Source organism: Catenulispora pinisilvae, from assembly GCF_015356865.1.
Classification (GTDB): domain Bacteria; phylum Actinomycetota; class Actinomycetes; order Streptomycetales; family Catenulisporaceae; genus Catenulispora; species Catenulispora pinisilvae.
Map to the genome: position 1 here is coordinate 1 of NZ_JAAFZA010000360.1, position 7,724 is coordinate 7,724.

Genomic DNA, 7,724 nt, shown 5'->3' on the forward strand with positions numbered 1-7,724 from the left:
ACTCACCCCCCGAGAACGAACAACCCAGGCGCCAACCCCCCGACGCCGGGACCAGAACCACCGCAGCGCCCGCACCCAAGCCGGGCACGGCTGAGCCGACCACACATGTTGTGAAAAAACGGCCGGTATTCGTCCGCCCTGCCACGCGACCGCACCTTGCGTACACAAGCCGGCGGACGAAAACAGGCGGTTTTTTCACAACGCCCTTAACCCTGTACGTGACCGGCGGCCTCCGTGCCCGACTCTCGTCCAACCCGCAACCACACCACCAACACGGTGAACCAATCCAGCCACCGCACTAGCCGGAACCCCCAGGAATCATCGTCTAGTCGGTTCACACTGACAACCTGGCGCGGGTCCGGCTTCGTATGACAGTCGAGTGTCCACGAACGGGAGGAACCAGTGTCAGAGAACAGCATCACCCGTCGCTCGGCGCGTCGGAGTGCCGCCGCCCTCGGTCTGGCGGTCGCCACCATAGCCGCTGCCGCGGCATCCGCTTCAGCAACCGCCTCCGCGGCGGCCGGCACGGCGACGGCTCCAGCCGGGCCGGCCCGCTCCGCCGTGCATGTCAGTACCCTGCCGAACGGCGATCGGGTCACCGTGCGCGGCTCCGGGGCGCACGCGTCGACGACGGTGACCACGCCGGACGGGCGCTCGGCGCCCGCGGTCCAGATGGCCGTGGGCGGGCACGCCTACGTGATCCCGGCGTCGGTCATCGGCTCGGGTCAGGCCTATGACCCGGCCGCGTATGACACCGCGGCCCCGGCAGCCGCCCGCCCCGCGGCCGTCACACCGCACTACCCGCTGAGCATCCTGGAGATCGACGGCATCGGCCTGGACGGCGGCGCGTCGGCCCAGGCGACCACCTTCCTGTTCAACACCGACGACCTGAAGCGGTACGCGGCCCCGATCCCGCTGAAGGCCGGCGTCGCCCGGGTCGCGGTCCCCAGCGGGAACTACTGCGCGGTCACGGTCTTCGCCACCCCCGGCCCCGCGAACGGCATCGCCACCGAGCACGTCGTGACCCGGACCGACCTGGCCGTGACCGCCCCGGGCACCACCACCCTGACCGCCGACGAGCGCACCGCGACCGCGCTGGTCGGCGCCGTCACGCCCCGGCCGGCCACCGCTGACGGCGACCTCGAGACCATTGACCGGACCGACGCCGCCGGTGCCTCGGGCCAGGTCATGACCGGCGGTTCGGGCGCCACCTGGATGACACCGCAACCGGCCGCGCGGGTAGGCGCCCTCGCCTTCCGCGTCCTGGACTTCGGCGCGGCCGGACCCGCCGGCCCCGACCCCTACCGCTACGACCTCAGCTTCCCCCCGTCCGACCACATCGACGCGAACCAGACCTACCGGCCGGACCTGTCCCGGATCCAGACCTCCCACAATGTCTTCGCCACCGATGCGGCCAACCCCGCCCACCAGGCCGGCTGGGTCATCGGGGCCAGCGGCCCGGACGGCGGCGGCGGAATGATCTACATCGTCCCGACGCCGGGACGTCTGACCGACTACATCGGCGTGTCGACCGACGACGTCTTCTGGGCCGCCGACTACGTGCCGGTGGAGAACGCCCCGAACCAGGACTCAGAGCTCGATTTCGAAGACCTCGGCATCTACCGGGGTCCGGGCCAGACTTGGCGCACCTGGGGCCACGGCCCCCTGACGCCCCAGGTCGGCCAGTACACGAACGGAATGGCCTGCAACGCCTGCGTGGACCCCGTCACCGACCTGATGGACTTCGGCGTCACCGAGTTCACCGACAGCGACCCGAACAGCGCCGCCCACGACAACGGCCCCGGCTACACCGCGACGTTCAGCGTCTACCGCGACGGCGTCCAGGTCGCCTCACAGTCCGGCTGGCCCCACACCGAGCTCCCCGGCACCACCGCCCAGCCCGGCACTTACCGCATGGTCTACGACGCCGACACCACCGGCAGCGGCCTGCCGATGTCGCAGTCCACGAAGACCCACACCGACATCACTTTCCGCTACACGCCGGGGTCGGCCCAGCAGCCCACCCTCCCGGCCGACGACTTCTGCTACGCGTCGAACTTCGTCAACATGCAGTGCGAGATCCTGCCGGCGCTGTCGCTGAACTACCAGCTCTCGACCGACGGCTCCAACACCAGCCACCTGCCGGTCCAACTGCTCGACCTCGGCGTCGGCCACCAGTCCTACCAGGGCCAGGGCTCGCACGCGGCGATCACCGGCGCCACCGTCTCCGTGTCCTACGACGCGGGCAAGACCTGGGTCCCGGCCACCGTGGCCCCGACCGGCGGCGGACACTACCTGGCGGCGTGGCCCAACAGCGCGCCGAAGGGCAGCACGCCGTGGCTGAAGGTGACCGCCACCGATGCGATCGGCGGCTCGATCAGCCAGACCGTCGCCAACGCCTACTCCATCGGCTGAGCTGAGTGAGCTGAGCTGGGACGGCACCACCGGACCCGTCCGGAAACGCGTTGTCGCCGCGCAAAGCCGGCTGAAAGGCTCAGCTCATGGCGATGCTGATACTGACGGTCGGCCTGCAGGGCGCAGGGAAGACCACGCGAGCCCGGCAGCTGGCCGCGAAGCTGAACGCGCTGCGGCTCACACCGGACGAGTGGATGATCCCGCTCTTCGGGGAGTCGGAGGCAGACGGCAAGCGCGACGTTTTGGAGGGGCAGCTGCTGAAACTCGCGCTTGAGGCGCTGCGGCTGGGGAACGCCGTGGTCCTGGACTTCGGCTGCTGGTCACGCAATGAGCGATACGCGATCCGTCACTTGGTGGAAGAGGCGGGCGGCTCGTTCGAACTCGCTTACTTGCCGGTGGACGAGGCGACCCAGCGGGCCCGTGTCGCCCACCGGCAAGCGACCGCGCCGTACGAGACCTTTCCCATGCTCGAACAGGAGTTGGCCGACGCGAGGGCCTTCTTCGAGGAACCCGACGACGCAGAGCTTTCCAATGGGCAGATCAGCGACCTACCAGAGGGCTGGCGAAGCTGGAGGGAGTGGGCAGCCGACCGGTGGCCGTCCTTTGGCGACGATTGGCGGCCGCCGACACGCGCGTAGCGGCGGAGGCGTTGCGGCCACCTCAGCCGGCGGGTTCTGTCGCGCGTCCTGTGAGTCGGTCGAGCAAGACCTTCCGGCGGACTTTGCCCAGTTCGGTGCGAGGGAAATCGGTGACGTGCTCGATCCGGGTAGGCAGGCAGGACTGGTGGAAGCCGAGCCGCTCCAGGTGGCCGCGTACCTCGTCCAGGCCCGGCTTGGACGAGGAGACAACCGCGGCGCAGGGGGTCTCCCGACCGTCGGCGTGCCGCCACGGCACGAGTACCGCGTCCTCGATGCCGGGGTGGGCCAGCAACGCGTCCTCGACGTCGGCCACCGGGATCTGCCAGGTATCGCCGATGCGTTCGGCCGCCCGACTGACGAACCGCAGCCCGCCCATCCCGTCGGAGGTCGCCAGGTCTCCGCTGTCCAGCCAGCCGTCGTCCTCGTTCGGGGACCACCGGATCTGTCCGCTGTCGCGGCCGACGGTCGCCAGGCAGACCGCGGGTCCGCGCACGTGCAGTCGGAAGACGTCGCCGTGGGGCGTCCGCCCGGCCGGCTGCGGCCGGACTTCTCTGCCCGGTATGACCCGCCCGAGACTGCGGGCGGCGTGCGCTGGCGGATCGTCCGACCCGGTGCTCAGTACGCTGCCACACTCGGTCATGCCCCAGACGTTTCTCACGACGGGGGACAGCTCCTCCAGCACCGCCGAAAGGACCACCTGGGGCAGCGGGCCGCCGAAGCTGCTGACGGTCCGCAGGCTCCTGACATCCCGGGCCCGGCGCCGCTGTTCCTCGGTGAGTTCGCGGAGCATCCGGGGCGTGGTCCACAGGTCGTTCACCCCGTTCAGCTCGATCAGGTCGAGCCAGGATCCAGGGTCGTGGCTGTCGCTGAGGAACGTCACACCCACCGACGGGGCGGTGGTGTGAACGACCCTGCGGAACGCCGCGATGAAGGACAGGCCGGTGGTGATCGCACGAAGCTGCGCGGAGTCCTGGGGCGCGGGCCGCGGCACCCCGTAGAGGGTGTTGGCGCTGTGTACGACGAGTTGGGCCTCGCCGGTGGTGCCTGAGGTCATCATGAGCGCATAAGCGTCGTCGGGGGCAAGGGGTTCGAGTCCCTGGGGCCGCTCGGTGGCGGCGCGGCCGTGGAACGCGTCGTCGAGGCTGACCGCGTTCGTGGCGGCGGCGTCGCCGATGACGATGCGATGACGCAGAGCGGGCAGCCTGGGCGTCAGTTCGAGGAGTTGACGTGCGTGCGGGACACCGTCCCACTCGTCGGGCACGACGCAGGCGACGGCGCCGACGCCGACCAGTGCGCGCTCGGTCACCAGCGATCCGAACACGGTCGGCACGGGCGCCACGACCGCCCCGGCCCGCAGACAGGCGATCATCAGGACCGCGGCCTCCCACCAGGTGGGCAACTGGTGGGCCACCACCTCCCCGCGGCGCACCCCGAGCTCCCGCAGGGCGCCGGCCACCGCGTCCGCACGATCGTCGAACTCGCGGAATGACAGCGGGACGAGTCGGCTGTCGCGGTGACGCCACGTCAACAGAGCGGTGTCATCCGGCCTCTCGGCGGCCGATCTCCGAAGATCGTCAGAGAACGTCGTGTCGCGCCACCAGCCCTGATCGCGGTACCGACGCGCCACCTCCGGCGACGGCGCGAACGAATCCCAGGAGGGGAGCATAAGGACCTCGCAATCACGGATCATGATGAACTGATCACTCGAAGAAATGGTAGTGGCTGCGATGAACCGGCATCCAAAAGCGCTGACACATTGTTGAGGTAGACGGCGCCGAGATCGACAGCCGAAGACTGGTTCTGGCCGTTCGCCGAGCAAGACCGGGTGGGCCCGGCGGCTGGGGGGCGTCGATCCTGGAACCTTCCAGGACCGGTCCTGGCCGCATCTTCCTAGGCTTCGAGGTACGCAGTGCCGTGACATCCTCGAAATGGAGACGTGCATGCATATCCGTGCCCGAACAATAGCTGCGGTGCTGACTGTGCTGGCGGTGGGTGGGGCCGTTGGGGTGCCGGCGCTGACGGCTTCGGCGGCGCCCGCGAAGCCGGCCGCGATCGCCGCGTCCGGTGTCGCCGACGACTGCCTGGGTCAGTGCAATGACATCTTGCCGCCGGGGGAGAACGGCAGCGCCACGGCGACGCAGATCCTGTGGTTCAAGACCACTGGGAATCGGCCGTCCAACACCGATGACCAGCTTGGCAAGTACGCGAGCCTGGTCGATGGCTACACCGGCTTGACCAATAGCACGTTGGGTAATTTCTTCAACGACTCTTCCTTCGGTGTTCCGGCCAACCAGGTCACCAGCACTCTCGATCCTGGTGGCCGCAGTGATGTCACCATCACCCGGGACACCGAGGACATCCCGCACATCTACGGGACCACCCGTTCCGGTACCGAATACGGGGCCGGATACGCTGCCGGGCAGGACCGGCTGTGGATGATGGACGTCTTCCGGCATCTCGGCCGGGGCGAGCTCAGCGGGTTCGCCGGTGGCGCGGCCGGCAACCGGCAGTTGGAGCAGGCCCTCTATCTCAACGGTGCCTACACCGAACCCGATCTGCAGGCGCAGATCGACCGCGTGAAGAACAGCGGACCGCGCGGTGCACAGGCGTATCAGGACGTGACCGACTACATCGCCGGGCTGAACCAGTACATCGCCGACGCTAAGGCCGGCCACGTTTTCCCGGGCGAGTACGACCTCACCGGCAACGCCGCAGTCTTCACCGGCGCCGGCATCCAGAACTTCCAGCCCACCGACCTGGTCGCGATCGGCACTGTGATCGGCGCGTTGTTCGGTGCCGGCGGTGGCAACCAGGTTGCCTCCGCGCTGGTGAAGGAGGCGGCCGAGGCCAAGTACGGGACGGCTCAGGGTGACGCGGTCTGGAATTCCTTCCGGGAGGAGAACGACCCCGAGGCGGACTTGACGCTGCATGACGGTCAGTCGTTCCCGTTCAACGGGTCCCCGGCGAACGCTTCCGGTGTGGCGATGCCGGACCCGGGCTCGGTCACCCCGCAGCAGATCGTCTTCGACCCGACCGGCTCGGCCGCCTCCAGCACCAGTGCCTCCGCGAAGACCCCGACAACGGCGACCGGTTCGGCCGCTACCAAATCGGCGACGTCCAACGCCAACCTCAAGGCCGATCCAGCCCTCGCCAAGCAGGCGAATTCGATGGGCGATGGCGTGCTGCCCGCCGATCTGTTCCAGAGCAAACGCGGCATGTCCAACGCGCTGGTGGTTTCGGGTCAATATACTGATACTGGGAATCCGGTCGCCGTCTTCGGCCCGCAGACTGGTTACTTCGCTCCGCAGTTGCTGATGTTGGAGGAGATTCAGGGCCCTGGTATCAGTGCCCGGGGTGCGGCCTTCGCGGGTCTGAACTTCTATGTCGAACTCGGCCGTGGTGCCGACTACTCCTGGAGTGCCACCTCGGCGGGCCAGGACATGATCGACACGTTCGCGGTGACGTTGTGCAACACCGATGGCACGCCGGCGACCAAGGATTCCGACGCCTACCTGTACAACGGCGTGTGCACGCCGATGCAGCAGATCGAGCGGGACGACTCCTGGAGCCCGACCATCGCCGACAGCACGCCAGTCGGTTCGTACAAACTCATCGCGCTCCGGACGAACTTCGGCATCGTGCAGGCGCGTGCCACGGTCGGCGGTAAACCGGTCGCGTACACCGCGTTGCGTTCGACGTACCAGCATGAGGTCGACACCATCGTCGGTTTCCAGATGTTCAACGACCCCAGCGTGGTGACCGGTCCGGCCGGGTTCCAGCAGGCGGCCTCGAACATCAGCTACACGTTCAACTGGTTCTACGTCGATTCCAAGCACACGGCCTACTACAACTCGGGTCTGAACCCGACGCGTCCGGCTCAGGACGACCCGAACCTGCCGATCACCGCTGACGCCGCGCATCAGTGGCTGAATTGGGATCCGAGTACGAACACGGTGGCCAACACACCGTTTGCGGCGCATCCGAACTCGATCGACCAGGACTACTACGTGTCCTGGAACAACAAGATCGCCCAGGATTACACGGTCTCCACCTTCGGTGACGGCTCGATCTACCGCAGCAACCTGCTCGACGATCGCGTCAAGGGTCTGATCAACTCCGGCACCAAGGTCACCCGGGCCAACCTGACTCAGGCGATGGAGGACGCGGCGCTGACCGACTTGCGTGGGGAGAAGCTGCTGCCGGAGCTGTTGCAGGTGATCGGCACGCCGACGGATCCGACGCAGGCCGCTGCCGTGGCCGAGCTGAAGACCTGGCTGGCCGACGGTTCCAAACGCAAGGAGACCACGGCCGGCAGCAAGACCTACTCCGACTCCGACGCCATCCGCATCATGGATGCCTGGTGGCCGCTGCTGGTCCAGGCCGAATTCCAGCCGGGGATGGGAAGCGACCTCTACAACGCGATGAAGGGCGTGCAGCCACTAGACCAACCGCCGAGCGGCGGCGGCGGGGCCCTTGTGCCCCACAGTGGCTCGTCGTATGAGCTCGGCTGGTATTCCTACGTCGACAAGGACCTGCGCAGCGTTCTCGGTGAATCGGTCCAGGGCCCGTTGGCGCAGAGCTACTGCGGCGGCGGCAACCTGACCGCGTGCCGCACGGCCCTGCTGTCCGCGCTGTCCACGGCGGTCGCCACCCCGGCGGCCACCGTCTACC

General features: G+C 68.2%; 4 protein-coding genes. 3 read left to right on the plus strand and 1 reads right to left on the minus strand.

Features of this window, described 5'->3' with window-relative positions; translation table 11 throughout:
- Positions 1 to 402 precede the first annotated feature (402 nt).
- A complete protein-coding gene (locus IZR01_RS46495) occupies positions 403 to 2,415 on the plus strand; it encodes a hypothetical protein (RefSeq protein ID WP_323747297.1) in 2,013 nt (670 codons plus the stop codon).
- An 86-nt stretch (positions 2,416 to 2,501) separates the two neighbouring features.
- Positions 2,502 to 3,053 carry a P-loop nucleotide/nucleoside kinase family protein gene (locus tag IZR01_RS46500; protein WP_194927563.1) on the plus strand — a complete coding sequence of 184 codons (552 nt, stop codon included), beginning with the start codon at positions 2,502 to 2,504 and terminating at the stop codon, positions 3,051 to 3,053.
- Positions 3,054 to 3,075: 22 nt separating this feature from the next.
- On the opposite strand, the gene IZR01_RS46505 is transcribed toward IZR01_RS46500, so the two are convergent.
- Positions 3,076 to 4,995: an AMP-binding protein gene (locus tag IZR01_RS46505; protein WP_323747298.1), complete on the minus strand. Its 1,920-nt coding sequence runs from the start codon at positions 4,993 to 4,995 to the stop codon at positions 3,076 to 3,078.
- Here IZR01_RS46505 and IZR01_RS46510 point away from each other — a divergent pair.
- Positions 4,994 to 7,724 (plus strand): penicillin acylase family protein (locus IZR01_RS46510; RefSeq protein WP_194927565.1); only part of this gene is annotated, 2,731 nt, incomplete at its 3' end. The two genes, IZR01_RS46505 and IZR01_RS46510, sit on opposite strands and share 2 nt — an antisense overlap.